At 44.2% G+C, this 17,926-nt stretch carries 10 protein-coding genes and 1 other annotated feature; of the genes, 4 read left to right on the plus strand and 6 right to left on the minus strand.

The window, feature by feature from the left end; translation table 11 throughout:
- The first annotated feature begins 148 nt into the window (after positions 1 to 148).
- Positions 149 to 380: a binding site (T-box leader), on the plus strand.
- 55 nt (positions 381 to 435) lie between these two features.
- Both leuS and IOC57_RS18245 read left to right on the plus strand, forming a co-directional pair.
- A complete protein-coding gene (leuS, locus tag IOC57_RS18240; protein WP_207440017.1) occupies positions 436 to 2,850 on the plus strand; it encodes a leucine--tRNA ligase in 2,415 nt (804 codons plus the stop codon).
- 326 nt (positions 2,851 to 3,176) lie between these two features.
- Positions 3,177 to 6,344 carry an Ig-like domain-containing protein gene (locus tag IOC57_RS18245; RefSeq protein WP_309487732.1) on the plus strand — a complete coding sequence of 1,056 codons (3,168 nt, stop codon included), beginning with the start codon at positions 3,177 to 3,179 and terminating at the stop codon, positions 6,342 to 6,344.
- Between the two features lie 179 nt (positions 6,345 to 6,523).
- Here IOC57_RS18245 and IOC57_RS18250 read toward each other — a convergent pair whose 3' ends face one another.
- From IOC57_RS18250 to gltC, 3 genes are all read right to left on the minus strand, one after another.
- Entirely contained in the window at positions 6,524 to 7,123 is a 600-nt protein-coding gene (locus IOC57_RS18250) for a hypothetical protein (RefSeq protein WP_207440018.1), read from the minus strand.
- Between the two features lie 128 nt (positions 7,124 to 7,251).
- Positions 7,252 to 7,746, minus strand: a complete 495-nt coding sequence (locus IOC57_RS18255) for a spore coat protein (protein ID WP_207440019.1) — start codon at positions 7,744 to 7,746, stop codon at positions 7,252 to 7,254.
- Positions 7,747 to 7,881: 135 nt separating this feature from the next.
- The gene (gene gltC, locus IOC57_RS18260) at positions 7,882 to 8,784 is read right to left on the minus strand and encodes a glutamate biosynthesis transcriptional regulator GltC (RefSeq protein WP_207440020.1); all 903 of its coding nucleotides are present in this window, start codon (positions 8,782 to 8,784) and stop codon (positions 7,882 to 7,884) included.
- 133 nt (positions 8,785 to 8,917) lie between these two features.
- Here gltC and gltB point away from each other — a divergent pair, with 133 nt between their 5' ends.
- Positions 8,918 to 13,468, plus strand: coding sequence for a glutamate synthase large subunit (gene gltB, locus IOC57_RS18265; protein ID WP_207440021.1), 4,551 nt, complete (start codon positions 8,918 to 8,920; stop codon positions 13,466 to 13,468).
- A gap of 16 nt (positions 13,469 to 13,484) precedes the next feature.
- A complete protein-coding gene (locus tag IOC57_RS18270) occupies positions 13,485 to 14,966 on the plus strand; it encodes a glutamate synthase subunit beta (RefSeq protein WP_207440022.1) in 1,482 nt (493 codons plus the stop codon).
- Between the two features lie 162 nt (positions 14,967 to 15,128).
- Here the strand turns inward: IOC57_RS18270 and IOC57_RS18275 are convergent, their stop codons facing one another.
- Genes IOC57_RS18275 through IOC57_RS18285 form a run of 3 tightly spaced genes read right to left on the minus strand, consistent with a single transcriptional unit; the run spans position 15,129 to position 17,918 of the window.
- Positions 15,129 to 16,469: an MmgE/PrpD family protein gene (locus IOC57_RS18275; RefSeq protein ID WP_207440023.1), complete on the minus strand. Its 1,341-nt coding sequence runs from the start codon at positions 16,467 to 16,469 to the stop codon at positions 15,129 to 15,131.
- A gap of 5 nt (positions 16,470 to 16,474) precedes the next feature.
- Complete coding sequence (locus tag IOC57_RS18280; RefSeq protein WP_207440024.1) at positions 16,475 to 17,242, minus strand: amino acid ABC transporter ATP-binding protein; 768 nt, start codon at positions 17,240 to 17,242, stop codon at positions 16,475 to 16,477.
- 4 nt (positions 17,243 to 17,246) lie between these two features.
- On the minus strand, positions 17,247 to 17,918 hold the full coding sequence (locus IOC57_RS18285; protein WP_207440025.1) for an amino acid ABC transporter permease: 672 nt from the start codon (positions 17,916 to 17,918) through the stop codon (positions 17,247 to 17,249).
- Between the last annotated feature and the right edge of the window lie 8 nt (positions 17,919 to 17,926).

Below are 17,926 nucleotides of genomic sequence, written 5' to 3' on the forward strand. Positions count from 1 at the left end.
GAAGGGAGCTATGTATGCATAGCTCCCTTTTTTTGCACGAATTTTCTTGAATTCGCATATATAATGAAAAACCTGTCGATAATGTTTTTGTACGGCTATTGCAATTATCCGTGAAATTGACTAGAATGAAATAAAATGCAATATTCTCATAAAGACTATGATGAGGAATAGTAGCGGTTTAAACCAGTAAAGAGAGTTGACGGATGGTGCAAGTCAACCTGGGATGGTCGTGAACTCGCCTTGGAGTCCCGGGTGTGAAGATGAAAAGTAATGCCTGGCGTTTTAATCCATGTTACGGATGTTTTAAGCTGGGCGGATGTTAGCTATCGCCAATGTGGGTGGTACCGCGGGAAGATATACATAATCCTCTCGTCCCTATTTTGGGATGAGGGGTTTTTTTGATTGTTTTTTATACGGAAATTAGGAGGAAATCAAATGAGTTTTGACCATAGAAGCATAGAAACGAAATGGCAAAAGTATTGGGAAGGCAATAAGACATTTAAAACGGGTGAAGAAAGCGGCAAACGTAAATTCTACGCGCTGGATATGTTCCCATATCCTTCAGGTGCGGGTCTTCATGTAGGGCATCCGGAAGGTTATACGGCAAGCGATATCCTAGCACGGATGAAACGGGCGCAGGGGTATAATGTATTGCATCCGATCGGCTGGGATGCTTTTGGACTTCCGGCAGAGCAATATGCGATCGATACGGGAAATGATCCAGCTGAATTCACGGAGCATAACATCAACACGTTCCGCCGCCAAATCAAAGCCCTTGGTTTTTCTTATGACTGGGATCGTGAAATAAACACGACAGATCCCGACTATTACAAATGGACGCAATGGATCTTCTTGAAATTATATGAAAAGGGCCTTGCGTATATTGATGAAGTGGCCGTAAACTGGTGTCCGGCACTTGGCACGGTATTGGCTAACGAAGAAGTCATCGATGGGAAAAGTGAGCGTGGGGGCCATCCGGTTGAGCGCCGCCCGATGAAACAGTGGATGCTTCGTATCACGGCATATGCAGACCGCTTAATCGATGATCTGAATGATGTGGATTGGCCGGAAAACATCAAAGATATGCAGCGTAACTGGATTGGCCGTTCCGAGGGAGCGGAGGTTACATTCAATATCGATGGCTTTGATGAATCATTCACGGTGTTCACGACTCGTCCGGATACGTTATTCGGTGCGACATATGCCGTATTGGCACCTGAACATCACTTTGTCGATAATATTACGACGGCTGATCAAAGGGCGGCAGTTGAAGCCTATTTAGATGAAGTGAAACATAAAAGCGATTTGGAAAGAACAGACTTGGCCAAGGATAAATCGGGCGTGTTCACAGGGGCTTATGCCATTAACCCGGTAAACGGCGAAAAAATGCCGATCTGGATTGCCGATTATGTGTTGATCAGCTACGGAACAGGAGCAATCATGGCCGTTCCTGCCCATGATGAGCGTGATTATGAATTTGCAGTCAAGTTCGACTTGCCGATCAAGGAAGTCGTAGCTGGCGGAGATGTGACAAGTGAAGCATATACAGGTGATGGACTTCATGTGAATTCCGAATTCCTGGATGGGTTGAATAAGGAAGATGCCATTTCGACGATGATCAAATGGCTGGAAGAAAAAGAAATCGGCACGAGGAAAATAACATATCGCCTTCGTGACTGGTTATTCAGCCGTCAGCGTTATTGGGGTGAACCGATTCCGATCATCCATTGGGAAGACGGCACGATGTCACCAGTGAAGGAAGAAGACCTTCCATTGATTTTACCGAAAGCTACGGACATCAAGCCTTCAGGTACAGGCGAATCACCACTTGCGAACATATCGGAATGGGTGAATGTGACGGATGAAAGCGGACGGAAAGGGCGCCGTGAGACAAACACGATGCCACAGTGGGCAGGAAGCAGCTGGTACTTCCTTCGTTATATTGATCCTGACAACAAGGAAGCACTTGCAGATCCTGAAAAATTAAAAGAATGGATGCCGGTCGACATTTATATTGGCGGCGCTGAGCATGCAGTGCTTCACTTGCTTTACGCTCGTTTCTGGCATAAATTCCTGTACGATATCGGTGTCGTGCCAACGAAGGAACCATTCCAAAACCTATTTAACCAAGGGATGATCCTTGGCGAGAATAATGAAAAGATGAGTAAATCCAAAGGGAATGTCGTGAATCCGGATGATATCGTCGAAAGCCATGGTGCCGATACACTTCGCATGTACGAAATGTTCATGGGACCATTGGATGCTTCGATTGCCTGGTCCACAAACGGATTGGACGGATCCCGCAGATTCCTTGACCGCATCTGGCGTTTATTAGTCAGCGATGACGGTGTGATCACAGATAAGATGACAGAGACGGATGATACGGGCAAGCTCGAAAAAGTTTATCATCAAACGGTTAAAAAAGTGACCGAGAACTATGAGGAATTGAAATTCAATACGGCGATTTCACAATTGATGGTATTCATTAATGATGCTTATAAAGCGGATTTACTCCCTAAGGTGTATATCGAAGGCTTCGTAAAGCTGCTTGCACCAGTTGCACCGCATATCGCTGAGGAACTTTGGTCTAAACTTGGCCATTCCGAGAGCATCACGTACGGAACATGGCCGGCTTTCGACGAAGCGAAGTTAGTGGATAATGAAGTCGAAATCGTCATCCAAATCAATGGAAAAGTCAAAGCGAAATTAATGGTGCCGACTGACACTACGAAAGAAAAACTGGAAGAAATCGCGATGGGTGATGATTCCATCAAAGAACAAATCGATGGGAAGACCATTCGTAAAGTGATTGCCGTTCCAGGCAAATTAGTCAATATCGTCGCAAACTAAATAAAAATGATTGGAAGCTGTCCCGCATATTTTTCCTGCTGGGACAGCTTTTTTTCGTGTCATTGGCTGACCATAGGAAATAGGTCATATTAGGATTTTCACCGATTTAATTCTATTAACACGAATCTAGCGAATGTTGGCATGAATAGCGTCATCGGAACTCCAATACCTTGCTTAATTGGTACATGGGAATCATTTTTCGGCTTGATGGCCAAATAAATCAAGCAGTTGACATTAAAAAGGGAAAAAATTGGTTGATAAAATTTTACAGTATGATAGTTTGGTATAGTACTGTTATTTTTTAACCAATTATTGGAGGGAAAACCGTGAAATTTAAGAATGTGAGTCGAATTACGGCGTGTGTACTAATTTTTACGCTGGTTTTCAGCTTGATGGTTCCACTAAATTCTCAAGCTGCAGCTGTAAAACCCATTGAAAATGTAAAAACAATTAAAAATGGGGACACCCTGGACGGAAAGTTTGAAAAACCGGATGTTCAATGGTACCAAATCAGTCCCACAACAGAAGAAATACAAAAGTTCTCCCACATTGAGTTCGAAGTCAATTCGGACAAAATCTTGAATATCTCCGTATATCAAGATAAAGAAAAAGCAGAAAAAGATGAGAGCAATTATTTTGTCTCTTCTTATCCTGATGAAAAAGCTGTAGTAGATTTCCCATATGCTTGGGAAGGCGCATATTATGTTAAAGTTGAATATTTCGGCGATACGGATGATGAGGGAAATCCCATCCTGGATGCGGAAAATGTAGCTGAATACTCCATCAATGCTCATTCAGTGACATTGCCGCCATCTGCCGGTGACGAAGGGGAGGGCCTCGAATCATGCCCGGTTGAAGTGAGTGTAAACGATAAGAAAACGGGAGAATCCATGTTGAAAACACTCCGCGTGTTTAGAGATGAAGTCCTCACGAAGTCGTCTGAGGGACGCACCCTTTCCTCTTTATACTATAAGGCTTCGCCATTCCTGGCCCTTCACCTTGCGGGTAATAAAACGGCGAGGGAAGCCGTCTATAATCACTTAGTAGCGATTAAGCCCCTTATTGAGGATCTTAATGAAAATGGAGCAAGCAGTACGGCAGTCATCAGCAACAAGCAGCAAGAAGCGATTAAGGCCTTATTCAAAAAGTCGGCAGACGTCGCACCGGCTGGATTGAAAAAGGATATGGAAGCCATAGCAAAGAAAATCAATCTTGATAAGCTTGCAGGTGAAAGAATCGTCGATATCGCAAGCAAAGCGGGAATCGAACTTCCGGCTTCGAAAAATATGAAGAACAAATATATCGTCAAACTTAAACCTGGAAAGTCATTAAGCGCTGTCCAATCCAAGGTAAGTGGAAAAGGATATGGAACATTATCGACACCTAAGCAACAAGAGGTTCTGTATGATGATATGTATGTCGTAGAGTTAAAGAACCAAGCCAAAATGAGCACAGCAGCTCTATCCAATATCGAAAAACTTCCAGAAGTGGAATATATCGAAGCGGTAAAAACGTACAAAGCATTTTCTGCCGACATTCAATCACCGTATCAATGGTCTTTAGATAACGCCGGTGGGGAAGAAGGCATAAAGGGAGCGGACATCGATAACGAAAAACTGCAGAACCTAATTAAGAAACGTAATTTAAAAAATACATTGGTAGCGGTTATCGACACAGGTGTCGATGATTCACTGGCGGATCTACAGAGTGTCGTTGAAATGGAGTCAGGCAAGAATTTCATCGATAAGAAAGAAAAAGCAATCGATGACAATGGCCATGGTACACATGTATCCGGAATCATCGCTGCCAAAGCAGATAATGGCTATTCCATGCAAGGGATTAATCCAGTAGCTAAAATCATGCCTGTGAAGGTCTTGGACTCTTCAGGATATGGAGACAATGAGAAAATTGCACTAGGCATTAAATATGCCGTGGATCATGGTGCAAAGGTCATTAACCTTAGCTTGGGCGGAGAATATAGCAGGACGATTGAATATGCCCTGAAACATGCCGCTGCCAAGAATGTAATGGTTGTCGTAGCAAGCGGTAATGATGGAATGGACGGTCTATCTTATCCTGCATCTTCTAAATACGCGATATCCGTCGGAGCAACCAATGCGCTTGATTTAGTATCCGATTATTCCAATTATGGATCGAAATTGGACCTGGTCGCTCCAGGGACAGGCATCCCGAGCCTTGTGCCTAATGGGAATGTTACCTACATGGATGGTACATCAATGGCAGCTCCGCATGTTGCAGCAGCTACAGCCTTGTTATTATCCGGAAACCCTGGGTTGAAAGTGAATGAAGTAAGGGAAATCCTTCATGAGACATCGGAATATGTTGCTTTTGAGGAGGAAGATAATGCATACCCTTATGAGGACTATCAATCAGAAGATGGGGAAATCATTATATCGGAAGAAGAACTGCCTGTCGGAAAAGATTTAGTATCTGGATATGGAAGGCTGAATGCGTTCAGCGCACTTAGTGCAGTGGATTTACAAGCTAAAGTCAATCTTGTGATGGATACGCAAACAAAACTGACTGGTTCAGCTAAAAAAGGTTCAGTAATCGAAGTGAAAAGCGGAAACAAAACGCTTGGTAAAGGAACGGCGGCAGCTAATGGAACGTTTACCGTTAACATTCCGGTCCAAAAAGCTGAGCAGCTGCTTACTGTGAATATCTCTGATTCTTCCAAACTGGCAGCATCTTCAATCAAAGTATACGTGAATAAGGGGGCAGCCCCTAACAAGCCAACTGTAAAAGCTTTAAGTGACAAAGATACGTATGTAACGGGTCAATCACAAGCAGACATGAAAATCACGGTCAAAAATAGCGCAAAAAAGGTGATTGGTTCAGGTAACACGGACAGTAAAGGGAATTTCAAAGTGAAAATCAGCAAGCAAAAGGCTGACACTAAACTTTCAGTAACAGCTACAGACTTAGCAAAACGTGAAAGCAAGGCGGCAAGCGTGACTGTTCTCGATAAAACAGCACCGGATGCCCCGAAAGTGAATGAAGTAAGCGATAAAGCTACTTCAGTAACTGGAAAAGCGGAAATCGGTTCAACCGTTACCGTAAAGGCCAACAATAAAAACATCGGAACGGCAAAAGCTGATAGTAAGGGGAACTTCTCCATCAAAATCAGCAAGAAAAAGGCAGGGTCCGCATTGTATGTTTCAGCAAAAGATAAAGCGGGCAATACAGGAAAAGCAGCAAAAGTAATGGTTAAAGATAAAACTGCTCCAAGTGCACCGAAAGTGAATGAAGTTAACGACAAAGCAACAAAAGTAACTGGAAAAGCGGAAATCGGTTCAACCGTTATCGTAAAGGCCAACAATAAAAACATCGGAACGGCAAAAGCTGATAGTAAGGGGAACTTCTCCATCAAAATCAGCAAGAAAAAAGCAGGGTCCGCATTGTACGTTTCAGCAAAAGATAAAGCAGGCAATACAGGAAAAGCAACAAAAGTAACGGTTAAAAAATCTAAATAGCAATAAGGGGGAAGGCCGTTTAACTTACATGTTAAACGGCCTTTTTGTGCGGCTTTGTTTGACCGGTGACTGGTCTTTCTTTAGTAACATAAGTCTTGATTTAAATGCCTCATTTATTTTCTTGAAATCATAGCGTTCGTTAGCGTGCTAAAAACAAACTTGCCCCTGCATTTGTCAGCTCATTTAGTGAATTCACTTCTCAGGAGGTAGACAACATCGTATCCCTTCAACTCGTCCATATGGCCATCCATATCACCATAAAAGTCAGTGGAAAGTGAACGTATGCCTTCATTTCCGCTTGAATAGCATATACTCGCCAATGCAAGCTTGCTTGTCCTGTTTATATTGAGTTGGCCAGCACTGCCCCATACGCTGGAATCCATTTCATCAATGGTTTCAGGATATGTGACAGTGTCCGTACCATCATCGTTTTGAATGCTGATATTGAACATCGATTGATCTTGTCCCCCATCCGTTTTGGATGTGGTGAAGATGATCGTCCCATTCTTTTCAACCCCAGTTGTCATGCGTCCTTTTTCATCCTCAACTAGTTTACCAAATTCATATTTCTCGACCCAGACGGACATCTCCTTGTATGTATCATCAACATTGAAATCGATAAGAAAGGAATGTTCAGCTGTATTCTCCAGGATGGACTTTTCCCTTGCTGTCAGCTCAGGAACTGAAAGGTTATTCTCGGATTTTTGATCATTAGCCTTGCAGGCCACTAAAAAAAGTGAGAGCAGGGATAGGGTGATGGATAAAAAGATCTTTTTCATGATTTTCACCTCTTTAATACTTGCAGACTAAGTAAAACCAAATCTTATATATTATATCATTCTAATGAAAACCAGAATCGGGACGCGGCAAAAAGGCAAGCAATCGTCCGCTTGCCTTTTCGTTGCATTTAGAATGGTTGGGAAAGAGCCTTATTGGCACCATCGACGTCATTTTGAAGCAATTGGTTCAAGTCGTAAGCAGGATAGAGGTTTCTTTCATAAAGGTAGTTGAAAATCTTGGCATGGGTATCGATGGCTCCATTTAAGTGTTTCTTAAATACCTTTCGAAGAGAAGGGGTGGCTGTTTCAGTAATGGCAAGTGCATAACTTTTGATGGATGATTTGGCAAAACCGAGCAATTCCCCGGCAGCAGCGGCCGATGCGTCATCCCTTAATACATCGTCATCCCTGCCCACCTTAGGCGCCAATGGGTAAAATTGCAGCAGCTCCATGATGTTCTGGGTAAGGGTATCGATCGTTTGTCTATAGATCGTTTTTAGAATTGGATCTTTTATTTTTGGATAAGCTTTTTTAAATTTCATAAGGGCATTGGACTGGTCGGCGACCAACTCATGAAGCTCGAGTGTTTCATGCCAAGCAAGGTGTGAATGGGTGGGTTGCATTTAAATTCCTCCTGAACGAATAATCTTGATACGTTATTCGAATAGTGGGCTATAGGTAAGTTGTCTAGTGAAATATTCATGGGAAGAGCTTGTCCTGTCTCAGACCCACATTCACAGCTTAGAAGGATCCAAGTTTTATTGATATTGTTCGAGAACAGAGAAGAACTTTTTAGCAAATTGGTAAAAAAGTTTTTCTGATGGAGCCAAGTCCCTATTTTTTGGGGTGATGATGCCGACAGTCCGCTTGACTTCGGGGGTATCGATCGGAATTTTGACAGTCAGTCTTGGAATGACTTCATAAAAGGTACTGTCAGGGAGCAGGCTGACTCCGATTCCGGCCGATACGAGCCCTTTTATGGAGTCCATGTCTTCACCTTCCGAGGCGATGTTCGGTGCGAAACCGGCTGCTTTGCATGCTTCGAGAGCGATAGTGTGAAAGATGTATCCTTTTGGAAACAAGACGAAGGGATCATTTCGTAAGTCACTTAGACGCAGACTCTGCCTTTCAGCTAATGGGTGAGTTATGGGCAGTAAAGCGGAAATGTTTTCCGTGAACAGGATATGACCTTCGATATCTGGATCGTTTGTCGGAATCGGTCCAAGGAAGGCTAATCCGATTTCGCGATTTTTGACAGCTTCCTTTAAAGAGGAATAAGATCCCTGCCTTAAGTGGAAGCCGATATTCGGCTGCTCATCTTTAAAAGCGGAAATGACGGTAGGCAGTAAATGGGTGGAAAGGCTGGTCGGGAATCCGATTTTAATGCTTCCGTGTTCAGGATCCAAAAACTCCTCGATTTGATATTTGGCATATTCTATCGCCTGTATCGCCGTTTTGGCATGGATTAAGAAAATTTTACCGATTGGGGTTAACTGGATATTCCGGCCGATTTTCTCGAATAAAAGTACGCCAAGCTCATCTTCCAGTCTGGAAATTTGCCGGCTGATTGCGGATTGTGCGATATGCAGGTGCTCTGCGGCTTCAGAGACGTGTTCTCTCTCGGCGACCTCAACAAAATAACGTAATTGTCGTAGTTCCATTTATTCATCCTCCTGCCATTCATCTCAAATTGAGATAGATTCTAATAGAATTATATATTGTTTATATCGATTTGAAAACCTAGAATAAATGTAAGTGACATAACGGTGTAAGAATACGATGGGGGCGATTAATATGACATACAATCAAATACCAAAAGCACAAGGGCTCTACCATCCTGAATTTGAACATGATGCATGTGGGATCGGTTTATACGCTCATTTAAAAGGGCTTGCTACACATGACATCGTCAAACAAGGACTGAATATGCTGTGCCAATTAGATCATCGCGGCGGACAGGGCAGCGATCCCCTTACAGGAGATGGTGCAGGGTTAATGGTGCAGATTCCTGATGAATATTTCAGGCTGGCATGCCCGGATATGAACTTGCCGGCAAAAGGACGCTATGGTGTAGGCATGCTCTTTTTCTCTAACAACAATGATGAACGGAATGAAATCGAAGCTCGTTTGAATGCATTTATCGAACAAGAGGGCCAAACGTTATTAGGCTGGAGAACGGTTCCTGTTGATGCAACGAAAATCGGCGAGGTCGGTAAGGAGACATGTCCGACGATCCGCCAAGTATTCATCGGGGCCAGCGATGAGATGACCGATGATTTAGCTTTTGAGCGTAAATTGTTCATTATCAGAAAACAAGCTGAAAACTGGGCTCGTGAACGCGGCAATCGTTTTTATTTTGCCAGCCTATCAAGTGCTACGATCGTATACAAAGGATTGTTGACGCCAGAGCAGGTGGATGCTTTTTATCTTGACCTTCAACAGGAGTCTTTCGTTTCGGCTTTCGCTTTAGTGCATTCCCGCTTCAGCACGAATACTTTTCCTAGTTGGGAGCGGGCACATCCAAACCGTTACCTGATCCATAATGGCGAAATCAATACGCTTAGAGGTAATGTGAATTGGATGAAAGCTCGTGAGCAGCAGTTTGTTTCTGAAGCATTCGGGGATGACCTGCAAAAGGTCCTGCCTATTCTGGATATAGACGGCAGTGATTCCTCGATTCTTGATAATGCACTGGAATTCTTCGTGCTTGCCGGTCGTAAACCCGCGCATGCGGCGATGATGCTCATTCCTGAACCATGGACGGAAAATCCGCATATGACGAAGGAAAAGAAGGCATTTTACGAATATCATAGCATGCTCATGGAGCCATGGGATGGTCCGACGGCCATATCCTTTACGAATGGCAAGCAAATCGGTGCCATCCTGGACCGAAATGGTTTAAGGCCGGCAAGGTATTATGTGACAAAGGATGATTACATCATTTTCTCCTCTGAAGTCGGCGTGATCGATGTGGAGCCGGAGAATGTATTATATAAAGATCGTTTAAGCCCAGGCAGGATGCTTTTAATAGATTTAGAGGAAGGCCGTATTGTTTCCGATGAAGAAATCAAGTCGGAGATGGCTCAAGAAAATCCTTACCAGCAATGGCTGGACGAACAGCTTGTTCATTTAAGTGATGAAGAACCTGTGCTCGAAGGGGAGCCATTGAGTGATTTGTTATTCAGGCAAAAAGCGTTCGGATACACGTATGAGGATGTCCAAAAATATTTACTGCCGGTCATTAACGAAGGCAAAGATCCACTGGGCAGCATGGGGAATGACATTCCATTAGCGGTCCTATCAGATCGCCCGCAATCGCTTTTCAATTATTTCAAGCAATCCTTTGCACAGGTAACAAACCCGCCAATCGATTCGCTTCGTGAACAGATCGTCACGTCAACGATGACATTTCTGGGTGCGGAAGGAGATTTGCTGAAACCGGATGAAACGAACAGCCGCCGCATCCAATTGGATTCACCTGTTTTGACGCCAGGACAAATGCAGCAGTTGAAAGAAAACGCCTATCCTGAATTCAGGAGTAAAGTCATCCACACTTTATTTTCAGAAGATTTGGAGAGCGAACTTGATCGCATCTGCCGTGAAGCGGAACAAGCGATCGCTGATGGGGTCAGCCTTTTGATATTATCTGACAAGGATATGAGCAAAGAAAAAGCTGCGATTCCTTCCCTGCTGGCTGCGAGCGCCCTTCATCAAGAGCTGATCCGTCAAGGGAACCGTACGAAAGTGAGCATTATCGTTGAATCGGGGGAAGCAAGGGAAGTCCATCATTATGCGTCCCTAATCGGGTATGGAGTGGATGCGATTTACCCGTACCTTGCTTATGAAACATATAAGCAGGCGGTATTGGAAGGCAGTTTGGCCACCAGCTACGAAGAAACGGTAAGGAAATATGTACGATCGTTGACAGAAGGCATTGTAAAAGTGATGTCGAAAATGGGGATTTCAACGATTCAAAGTTATCGCGGCGCACAAATTTTCGAAGCGGTCGGAATCGGTGCTGAAGTGATCGAAAGCTATTTCAGCGGTACGGCATCGCAGCTTAGTGGGATCGATTTGGTAACGATCGCAGATGAAGCGTTGATTCGCCATAGAAAAGCTGCAGCTGGCTCCCTTGATCAAACTCTTGATAGCGGAAGTGATTTTCAATGGAGAAAAACAGGGGAACATCATGCTTTCAATCCTAAAACGATCCATACACTGCAATGGGCATGCCGGAAAGGCGATTATAATTTATTTAAGCAATATTCAAACTTGGCGAATGAAGAGAGACTTGGATTTTTACGGAATTTATTCTCGTTCGATCAAACACGCCAAAGCATTACCATAGATGAAGTGGAATCCGTGGAATCCATCGTTAGCCGATTCAAAACGGGTGCGATGTCATTCGGTTCATTGAGCCAGGAAGCACATGAAACATTGGCGATTGCGATGAACCGTTTAGGCGGAAAAAGCAATAGTGGTGAAGGCGGGGAGCATCCTAGCCGTTACCAACTTGATGAAAACGGAGATGACCGCCGTAGCGGAATCAAACAAATTGCGTCCGGCCGTTTTGGAGTGAAAAGCCATTACCTTGTTAATGCCGATGAACTTCAAATCAAAATGGCACAAGGTGCAAAGCCGGGTGAAGGCGGCCAGCTGCCCGGAAACAAAGTATATCCTTGGGTCGCAGAGGTCCGTGGTTCCACACCGGGTGTCGGCCTGATTTCACCGCCTCCGCATCATGATATCTATTCGATTGAAGATCTCGCACAGCTGATCCATGATTTGAAAAATGCGAACCGTGATGCCAGGATCAGCGTCAAGCTTGTGTCAAAAGCAGGCGTAGGCACGATTGCAGCCGGTGTGGCCAAAGGAGCCGCGGATGTCATCGTTATCAGCGGGTATGATGGCGGTACGGGTGCATCACCAAAAACAAGTATCAAACATACAGGTCTTCCTTGGGAGCTGGGCCTTGCCGAAGCACACCAAACATTGATGCTGAATGGCCTGCGCAGCCGTGTAGTCCTTGAAACGGATGGAAAGTTAATGACGGGACGCGATGTGGTGATGGCAGCTATCCTTGGAGCGGAAGAATTCGGCTTTGCTACAGCACCGCTTGTGGTCCTTGGCTGTGTCATGATGCGCGCATGCCATTTGGATACATGCCCAGTCGGGGTAGCTACTCAAAACCCTGAGCTTCGCAGCAAATTCACTGGAGATCCGGATCATGTTGTGAATTTCATGCGCTTCATCGCTGAGGAAGTGCGGGAAACGATGGCTGAGCTTGGATTTAGAACACTGGAGGAAATGGTCGGTCGCACTGATGTATTACAAGTGAGCGAGCGTGCACAAAACCATTGGAAAGCGAAGCATCTGGACTTGACGACACTTCTTTTCCAACCGGAGGGGATACGTACGTATCAACTTCCTCAAAACCATAAAATTGAAGAATCCTTGGATATCCGTGAGATTTTACCAGTTGTGGAGCCTGCTTTAAATGATCAAACCCAAGTGGATGTCAGTTTCCCGATTACAAACGTGAACCGTGTGGTAGGGACGATTGTCGGCAGTGAAGTATCCAAACGCTATGGGGAAGATGGGTTGCCTGAAGATACGATCACACTTCGTTTTACGGGATCGGCGGGTCAGAGCTTCGGTGCGTTCATTCCAAAAGGGATGTCGATGTATTTGACAGGTGATGTCAATGACTATGTTGGAAAAGGCTTATCTGGCGGAAAGATCATTGTCACGGCACCTGCTGGCAATCAGATTGAGGCCGGGGACAATGTAATTGCCGGAAATATCGCCTTATACGGCGCAACAAGCGGAGAGGCCTATATCAATGGCCGTGCGGGAGAACGATTTGCTGTACGGAACAGTGGAGTCAACGTAGTCGTTGAAGGAATTGGAGACCATGGCTGTGAGTATATGACGGGCGGACGCGTGGTCATCCTGGGCGACGTCGGCAAAAACTTTGCGGCAGGCATGTCAGGCGGGATCGCTTATGTACTTGCTGATGATGCAGAAGAATTCAAGGCATTATGCAATAGTGAAATGATAGAATTCGAGACGCTTGAAAATATGGATGATGCAAACGAGGTAAAAGAAATGCTTTACAGCCACCTTCATTATACAGAGAGTGCCAAAGCATCGTATGTACTGGAGAACTGGGAGGATTTTGCCAAGAAATTCGTAAAAGTCATTCCGAAAGATTACAAACGGATGATGAAAAGCATCAATGAGCAGAAGCGTGCAGGGTTAACGGATGAAGAAGCGATCATGAGTGCATTTCAAGCAAATGCCGTTCAAAATAAAAAAATCACTAAACAAGCCGTGATGCAATAAGGAAGGGGAGAGAAAGATGGGAAAAGCAACAGGATTTATGGATTATCCGCGAGAAAAACCAAAAGACCGGAATCCTCTCACTCGTTTAAGCGACTGGAGAGAATATACAGCTCCTTTCTCTGATGAAAAGTTAAGTACACAGGGAGCCAGGTGTATGGACTGCGCAACTCCTTTCTGCCATATGGGCATGGAGTTGAACCGAGTCACAACGGGCTGTCCGATTCATAATCTGATCCCGGAGTGGAATGATTTGGTGTACCGTGGCAGATGGAAAGAAGCATTGGACCGTTTATCGAAAACGAATAATTTCCCTGAATTCACCGGGCGCGTCTGCCCGGCCCCTTGTGAAGGGTCTTGTACGGTGGCGATAAGCGATCCTGCCGTTACCATCAAGAACATTGAACGGACCATCATCGATAAAGGGTTTGAAAATGGCTGGATCACGCCTCGTATCCCTGAAAGCAGGACCGGCAAGAAAATTGCCATCATCGGTTCAGGACCGGCAGGATTGGCGAGTGCCGACCAGTTGAATCAAGCAGGTCATTCGGTCACGGTTTATGAGCGCTCAGACCGTGCAGGCGGGCTGTTGACATACGGCATTCCGAACATGAAACTTGAAAAGGATGTCGTTGCACGCCGAATCAAATTATTGACCCAGGAAGGCATCGACTTCATTACCAATACAGAAGTAGGCAAAGATATTTCAGCCGAAGAACTGCAAGATCAATATGATGCAGTCATCCTTTGCACAGGTGCCCAAAAGCAGCGTGACCTGAAAATTGAAGGACGTGAAGCAACAGGCATTCACCTTGCAATGGATTACTTGACGACTTCGACCAAAAGCCTGTTGGACTCCAATTTTGAAGACGGCAAGTTTTTAGACACTAAGGGGAAGGATGTCATCGTAATCGGTGGCGGGGATACAGGAGCTGACTGTGTCGCGACTGCCCTTCGCCAGGAATGTAATAGCGTCGTACAATTCGGGAAGCATCCAATCCTTCCGACGGCCCGTACATCCGATAATATGTGGCCAGCCTATCCGAATGTATTTTCCCTTGATTATGCTTATGAAGAAGCGGAAGCGAAATTCGGTGCAGATCCGCGTCAATATTCCATCCAAACAAAAAAAATCGTAGCCGATGAAAATGGCAACGTTAAAGAACTGCACACAATCTCAATGGAAAAAATCAAAGGCGATGACGGAATGTACATCTTCAGGGAAGTTCCAGGAACTGAAAAAGTATGGCCTGCACAATTCGTTTTCATCGCAATTGGATTTGAAGGAACGGAAATGCCGCTATTAACACAATTTGGCGTAGAAACAGTCAATCAAAAAATTGATGCCGTTTATGGCGAATACAGAACGAATGTCGAAGGGGTTTTCGCTGCCGGGGATGCAAGGAGAGGGCAAAGCCTCATCGTTTGGGCAATCAATGAAGGACGTGAAGTAGCTCGAGAAGTGGACCGCTACTTGATGGGCGCAACGGTATTGCCTTAATTTTTAAAAACGGAAGTGCCATAATGGTGCTTCTTTTTTTGTGGTGGGAAATGCGGCACTCACGAGTAAAGATACCTTGCTAAGAAAGAGGGAAGTCAAGGATTGATGGTATACAAATTAGGCGAGCAGTATATAAATACTGTTCGCCTAATTTACTATCAGTCAGCTTCTATAGTCAGATTCTTGAAGAACACCAAGGGATGTATGATTCAGTGCATGGACAGCTGCTAGTATTTTCTCCGTCTTCACTTCATCTCCTACAGCTTTATGCAATTTTTCAATTAGCTGGGAGCTTGTTAATGGATTTCCGGGACTTCCTTTAGGTGTATCGATCCGTTTCGATCGTACATCACCATTCGTTGTGGTCACGGTCACAATTGTAAATCGTCCCACTGGTAGTGCTGCTTTGGAAGGCTTGATCGTTGCATCCGTCACTCTATTTACTTTTTGAAAGGATTCTCTCCATGAATGGGGAATAGGTTTCGATTCAAAAGAAGCAAAGGTCAGCGGTTTGCCTGTAAGCGCGAGCCATACAATATACTCAATCGAAAATCTTCCTTCTTCACCAGTCGATGGGTTATGGTGAATCAAAGCGGAATCACCATCTGGAGGAAAGCGAACACTCACTGATCCAATATCTTCTTCCGACAAATCGTACGTTTTATGTAAAAAAACAGCTGCTTCAGCGCCATGTGCCGCAGCAGAACAAAAAGGATACTGTTTAAACCATAATCCTGGTGTTACGATTCGCCATGTCTTTCCCCAATTCATCGTCAAATCGAGAATTCCATTTTCTGCATATACTTTAAAGAAACCATTCTTCTCATTCAAAAAGTCGGGGTTGCTATGTAAACCCATCCGAATCCAATCTGCGGAATTCACAGCGTTTTTAGCAGCAATCCCCACATGGAGCGGTTTTACCACCGTACCGAATTGGAGTCGTAAACCCGCCGATTGGGTAGCAGCAAGACTCATGGTTTCAGCTATTAAGCGTGGTGAGTATTCCCGTAAATAAGCAACCGCACCAGCTGCAGCTATTACGCCAAGTGTAGCTGTATTATGCCAACCGTTTGTATAATGATAGGGATTCATAGTCTCTCCAAACCGAGCCATGATTTCCACACCAACCACATAAGCGGCTAAAAAGCGTTTCCCCGACATTTCTGGTTCTCCAACTGCTAACAAAGCAGACAAAATGACTGCGCTTGGATGACCTCGTACATCTGAATGCACATCATCATAATCTAGTAAATGAGCCTGAAAGCCATTGAAGAGTGCTGCTTGGGATCTTGTCGCATGTATGTGGCTTCCAACCAAGTAACTCGTCCCGTTTCCGCCTTCTTCCACAATGATTTGCTTTAAAATCGAAATTTCCTTTTCTGATTTTGTTTGATAGGAAACAGCAAGATAATCAAGAAGTCCTTCAATTGCAGCCTGTAATACCACTTCATTTACCAATGGATTGGAATGATAAATCATTTCAGATAACCTTTCCGTGTTCATGCACTTCACTTCCTTTTTTGCCCGGCATATACGTCCGTTTCATCTCCCATTTGCCGTAAAAAACGCTGGGTTCGAGGATTAAGGGAATGCTCAATCACTTGTTCTGGGGTGCCTTGTTCGATAATATGTCCGTCTGCCATGAATATGACATGGTCAGCCACTTCCTTCGCAAATTGCATTTCGTGCGTCACGATCACCATTGTGGTCTCCTCTTTCGCTAACTCCCTTATTACTTGTAAAACCTCATTAACCAATTCGGGATCAAGAGCGGAGGTAGGTTCATCGAATAAAATGGCATGTGGTTTTACAGCTAATGCTCTAGCGATACTGACGCGCTGCTGTTGTCCTCCAGATAAGGTAGCGGGGTATTGGTTAGCTTGTTTTTCCAAGCCAACCCGTTTCAATAAATCCACGCCGATTTGAATGGCATCCTCTTTTTTCATCTTTTTGCTGACAAGCAAAGCTTCAATTACGTTTTTTAAGGACGTTTTATTTTTAAAAAGGTTATAGTGTTGGAATACCATCGCTGTTTGCTGTCTTAGCTGGTACGCGTCTCTCTCTTTGTATTTTTGGGTATCCAATTTTACATCCTTGATTTCGATGGTGCCGCTGTTGGGCTTTTCCAACAGGTTAAGACAGCGTAATAATGTTGATTTTCCAGAACCTGAAGGGCCTATAATGGCGACAACTTCCCCGGTTCTTATATCCAAGTTAATATCGTTCAATACTTGTTTATCATCAAAATATTTAGATAAGTTCCTTACTTTTATCATATGATCACCTTCTAAGTGGTTTACTGAGCCAAATTTCCAGGTATTTTTGTATCCAAGAATAAAGAATAACCAATAGCCAGTAAATCAAGCCAACCACCAAATACGTCTCGAAAAAGCGCATGTTAGCGGATGCAATAATTTTTCCCTCTGCAAATAGTTCCGTAATTCCTAATGTAAAGGCAAGGGACGTTTCTTTAATCAAAGATATAAATGTATTCCCTGTTGCTGGCAATGCATTTAAAGCAGCCTGTGGTAATATGATTCGCGAGTAAATCTGCACTCTTTTCATGCCAGTTGCAAGGCCCGCTTCCATCTGCCCTTTGTCCACGGAATTCAATCCAGCACGGAAAATTTCTGCTAAATAAGAGGATTCTTTCAAACTAAATCCAATGATCGCCGCGGTCATTGCCTCCATCGTAGACAACGACGGGAATAACTGTGGTAAACCATAATAAATGATGAATAATTGTACTAACGTTGGCATTCCTCGGAATAAAGAGATATATAAGCCTGCCAAATGGGTGATTCCAAAAATATGGCTATTCCTTATTAAGGCTACTACAAGTCCGATAATGATGGCTAAAACCATCGATATGATGGCTAAAACCAGAGTGATCGGAATAAATTTTGCGATTTGCAGGGAAATTTCCAACATATATTGTAAATCAAAATTCATAATGCATT

The sequence above is a fragment of the Bacillus sp. SD075 genome (assembly GCF_017355165.1).
Classification (GTDB): domain Bacteria; phylum Bacillota; class Bacilli; order Bacillales; family DSM-1321; genus Peribacillus.

Excerpts from the sequence above, each read along its gene's own strand:
- leuS (WP_207440017.1), top strand. The coding sequence starts at position 436 with ATGAGTTTTGACCATAGAAGCATAGAAACGAAATGGCAAAAGTATTGG.
- IOC57_RS18250 (WP_207440018.1), bottom strand. The coding sequence starts at position 7,123 with ATGAAAAAGATCTTTTTATCCATCACCCTATCCCTGCTCTCACTTTTT.
- IOC57_RS18255 (WP_207440019.1), bottom strand. The coding sequence starts at position 7,746 with ATGCAACCCACCCATTCACACCTTGCTTGGCATGAAACACTCGAGCTT.
- gltC (WP_207440020.1), bottom strand. The coding sequence starts at position 8,784 with ATGGAACTACGACAATTACGTTATTTTGTTGAGGTCGCCGAGAGAGAA.
- gltB (WP_207440021.1), top strand. The coding sequence starts at position 8,918 with ATGACATACAATCAAATACCAAAAGCACAAGGGCTCTACCATCCTGAA.
- IOC57_RS18270 (WP_207440022.1), top strand. The coding sequence starts at position 13,485 with ATGGGAAAAGCAACAGGATTTATGGATTATCCGCGAGAAAAACCAAAA.
- IOC57_RS18275 (WP_207440023.1), bottom strand. The coding sequence starts at position 16,469 with ATGAACACGGAAAGGTTATCTGAAATGATTTATCATTCCAATCCATTG.
- IOC57_RS18280 (WP_207440024.1), bottom strand. The coding sequence starts at position 17,242 with ATGATAAAAGTAAGGAACTTATCTAAATATTTTGATGATAAACAAGTA.
- IOC57_RS18285 (WP_207440025.1), bottom strand. The coding sequence starts at position 17,918 with ATGAATTTTGATTTACAATATATGTTGGAAATTTCCCTGCAAATCGCA.